Source organism: bacterium, assembly GCA_024224155.1.
Taxonomy (GTDB): domain Bacteria; phylum Acidobacteriota; class Thermoanaerobaculia; order Multivoradales; family JAHEKO01; genus CALZIK01.
This window is the reverse complement of sequence record JAAENP010000554.1, coordinates 1-2,532: the sequence shown is the minus strand read 5'-3', so window position 1 is coordinate 2,532 and position 2,532 is coordinate 1. Positions and strand designations below refer to the sequence as shown.

General features: G+C 63.8%; 1 protein-coding gene and 1 tRNA gene. Both read right to left on the bottom strand.

Features of this window, described 5'->3' with window-relative positions; translation table 11 throughout:
- Positions 1 to 35: 35 nt before the first annotated feature.
- A tRNA-Pro gene (locus GY769_25475) sits at positions 36 to 109 on the bottom strand.
- Between the two features lie 146 nt (positions 110 to 255).
- On the bottom strand, positions 256 to 2,532 hold a 2,277-nt coding region (locus tag GY769_25470), incomplete at its 5' end, for a TonB-dependent receptor (protein MCP4205275.1).

The following is a 2,532-nucleotide window of genomic DNA, read 5'->3' as shown; positions in this document are numbered from 1 at the left end:
ATTCGCGGCGTGATCTTGCGACCGGCGGCGCGATATCGGGGCGCCCAGATTCGAACTGGGGACCCCCTGCTCCCAAAGCAGGTGCGCTACCAGACTGCGCCACGCCCCGCCAAACGCGAAGGGGAAGCATAAGTCAGTGGCGCGGAGGTGTCAATCGCGTTCCGCGCACTGCGCGCGCTGACTCCTTATTAACCCTCTCCCCAAAGGGGAGAGGGGACCAGAATGGGCACGAGGCACGCTCCGATATGGGTCTGTCTACCAGGTGAACCTCGCGTACCCGAGACCGCGACGCCCCACGAGGTCGCCACCGAAGGACTCATGGTGCTCGTCGTCGAAGGCGTTGGAGATGTTGATGCCTATCGAAACGTTGTCGTTGATCGCGTAGTCGCCGCTCAGGTTGACGACCTCGTAGGAGGGCACCGGGCCCTGGAAAGCGCCGGCGTTCCAGGCGAAGTCATCCACCCAGCGGTAGCGGAGCGAGCCGGAGATTTTGTCGCCGAGATAGCTGATTCCAACGGCAAACTTGTTCTCCGGGGCGTTGGCCACGAGCTCGTCGCCCGCGAAGCCCAGCTCGGTGATGTCGAAGTCGAACCAGGAGTAGGTGAAATCGAGCAGCCACTGCGGGGTGGCGTAGACGCTCAAGCCGAAGTCGATGCCCTGGGTGTCGACCGCGCCGGCGTTGGTGTAGGACACCAGTGCGAAGATCGGCGTGCCGTCGACGTTGTTTGAAAGGAACGGGAAGACGGTGGGAGGCAGGCTGGCCGCCAGGGTACCGAGAAGCAGAGCCGGCAGCGGATGCCCGGCTGGTGGCTGGTAAGGCCCGAAGTTCGGGTTGACCGAACCGAAAGCATTGACCGTGAGATCGGTGATGAAGTTGTCGAGCTCGCTGGCGTAGTAGTCGACGGTCAAGAACGCCTTGCTGCCGAAGATCCCGGTGTAGCCGATCTCCCAGGATGTGACCTCCTCGAGCTCCAGGTCCTTGTTGCCCAGGGCGCGAACCCCGACCGGCGTGCCGAAGCCGCAGGTCACCCCGAAGGGGGTGCACAGCGCGGCTTCGATGCCCGAGAGGTCGATGGCGGCGGTCGGCGGATTGCCCGGGAAAGCCGTCGGCGCGTCGAGGAAGAATTCGGAGTAGTTGGCCACCTGGAAGGCCTCGTTGTAGCTGAAGCGCAGCGTGTTGTTCGAGTTGATGCCGTAGACCAGGGCGGCTTTGGGCGAGACCTGCGACTTGTGCAGCGAGCTCTCGTCGTAGCGGCCCGCGATCACCAGCTTGAGCTTGTCGTTGAGCTCGATGTCGGCCTGGCCGAAGATCGCCTGCGAGTCCGACTCGATCGGCGCGAAGACCAGGGTCTGGTTGCCATTGAAATTGGAGGTGTCGATGTCCTCTTCCTTGTAGGAGGCACCGCCCACCAGCCGGACCTTGCCGAAAGTGCCGTTGCCCTGTACCTCGATGTTCTGGTTCTCGGTCTCGAGGAAGATACGCCCGCCCGAGGCCAGCGCCAGCTGATCCGGGCTTTCCCGATTGTTGGTGTAGGCCAGGATGTTGAAGTGGTTGGCACTGTAGTTGAGACGGGTGTAGGTGCGCTCGACGTCGTTGACGTCCACCCGGCCGATGCCGGTGACGACCACGTATCCCTCGGCGTCGAAGAATCCGCCCTCGAGGGTCAACACGCCGTTGCCGAAGTGCTTGTCGAAGCGCAGCTTATAGTCCGAGGAATCCTGGAAGTTGGTCGCGGCCCCGCGTTCGAAGGGTAGCCCCGGATACTCTGTCGTCACATTTCGTGGCTTGGTGAAGCCGTCACCTTCGGCATAGGCACCACTGAATTTCAGGTACCAGTCGCTGCCCAGGTCCGCGGCCCAGCCGAGCTCGCCCCTGATCGTGCTCAGCTCGCCGCCGGTGAGCGTGAAACGGCCGCCGACGGCATCCTTCGGCGCTTCGGTAATCAGGTTGAGCACGCCGTTGAAGGCGCTCTTGCCGTAGAGGGCCGCGCTCGGTCCCCGCACCAGCTCCATCGAGGCCAGGCCTTCCTGATTCGCCAGGTAGCCCCATTCCGTCGAGCCCAGGATGGGAACCGCCGGATCGCGACCATCGACGATGACCTGAACGCGGCGGGTGAGCGAGCTGGGGAAGCCCCGGGTGTTGAGATTGAAATCGTTGATCCCGCTCTGGGTCACCTCCACGCCGGGGGTGAACTCCAGAACCTTCGGCAATTGGCCGGAAGCCGATTCGCGAACGATCTCCTCCTCGCTCATCACCGTCACCGCCGCGGGCGCGTCGACAATGCGCTCGCGCTGGCGCGACGCCGAGTACACGGTGATGGTCTCGGCGAAGCTGAGGTCCCAGTCGACCGTCTTGTCGGCGGTCGCGGTCTCGCCCGCGACGACCTCGACACTCGTGGAATCGGCGTGGTCGCCGAGAGAGAAGCTGAGGGTGTAGGTGCCTGCCGGGAGCTTGTGAAAAACGAAGGACCCGTCGCCCTTGGTGATCTCGACCTCTCCGGGCTCACCGACCACGACCGTGACGCCGCCGAT